Genomic DNA, 1316 nt, shown 5'->3' with positions numbered 1-1316 from the left:
TACTGGTCGATCGCGACGTCGATGCGCGCCGACAACGCCGCGCTCTCCGCCGTCTCCGACTCGCTCGGTCTGTCGGCTGCGACCGTCGACACCGAATACACCGCTCTGACCGCGGTTGTCGGCGACAAGACCGGCGGCCTGACCAAGCTCCAGGCGCTGCTGGTCGAAGCCAAGACCGCTGGTATCGACCGCACCAAGATCCAGGCCGACATCACCCAGATCCAGCAGCAGATGAAGGGTACCGCCAATGCGGCGACCTTCAACGGCGTGAACTGGCTGAGCACGACCGCGACCACGCCGGCGACCTTCAACCTGGTGTCGTCGTTCTCGCGCGTCGGCGGCACGCCGACGATCGGGTCCATCACCCTGACGATCGCCAACTACTCGCTCTACACCGCGACCCAGGGCGGCATCCTGGACAAGGTGAGCGGCGCTGCATCGATCGACACGATCAGCATCGCGGCGCTGACCGACTCGACGGCTGACATGACCACGCTCGATGGCTACATCGCGCAGGTCACGGCCGGGATCAACTCGGTGGCCTCGGCCGCCGCCGACCTCGGCGCCGTCAAGAACCGCATCTCGACCAACACGGAATTCGTCAAGACCCTGATGGACTCGGTGGACCGCGGTGTTGGTCAGCTCGTCGACGCCGACATGAATGCGGAATCGACCCGCCTTCAGGCCCTGCAGACCCAGCAGCAGCTCGGCGTTCAGGCGCTCTCGATCGCCAACCAGAACAGCCAGAGCATCCTGTCGCTGTTCCGCGGCTAAGCCTCAAAACCATCCGGGAAGGCCGCGCTTCTCGCGAAGCGCGGCCTTTTCATTTGGCGTACGCTCGTCACGCGTCGTGACCTCCTGGCTCACCGTGTTGCGGTCCAGCCACGTCGCCACAAGCCTCGCACAAACTTCGCGCGCTATCGTCGCCGCTACGACAGGTTGGGCCCGCTCTTCGGCCGCCCAAAGGCATGATGCCGCCCCGCCGTACCGGTGCAAGCCCGGTATGTCCCCAAAATCAATTCAATCCGTTTCAAAGGGACGTCAAGAATGGCCTCGAGCCTGCTTACCAACTCCGCTGCAATGACCGCGCTCCAGACACTCCGGAGCGTCAGCTCGCAGCTCGCGACCACGCAGAACCGGATCTCGACCGGCCAGCGCGTGGCCACCGCTTCCGACAACGCCGCCTACTGGTCGATCGCGACGTCGATGCGCGCCGACAACGCCGCGCTCTCCGCCGTCTCCGACTCGCTCGGTCTGTCGGCTGCGACCGTCGACACCGAATACACCGCTCTGACCGCGGTTGTCGGCGACAAGAC

2 protein-coding genes are annotated in these 1316 nt (G+C 65.2%); both read left to right on the top strand.

Features of this window, described 5'->3' with window-relative positions:
- The coding region (locus tag AB4Z51_RS44925) for a flagellin (RefSeq protein ID WP_441499767.1) at window positions 1–774 on the top strand (774 nt) is incomplete at its 5' end.
- Window positions 775–1047: 273 nt separating this feature from the next.
- Window positions 1048–1316 (top strand): flagellin N-terminal helical domain-containing protein (locus AB4Z51_RS44920; RefSeq protein WP_441499766.1); only part of this gene is annotated, 269 nt, incomplete at its 3' end.

The organism is Bradyrhizobium sp. 2TAF36 (genome assembly GCF_052114925.1).
GTDB lineage: Bacteria > Pseudomonadota > Alphaproteobacteria > Rhizobiales > Xanthobacteraceae > Bradyrhizobium > Bradyrhizobium barranii.
This window is presented reverse-complemented; position numbering and strand designations above follow the sequence as displayed.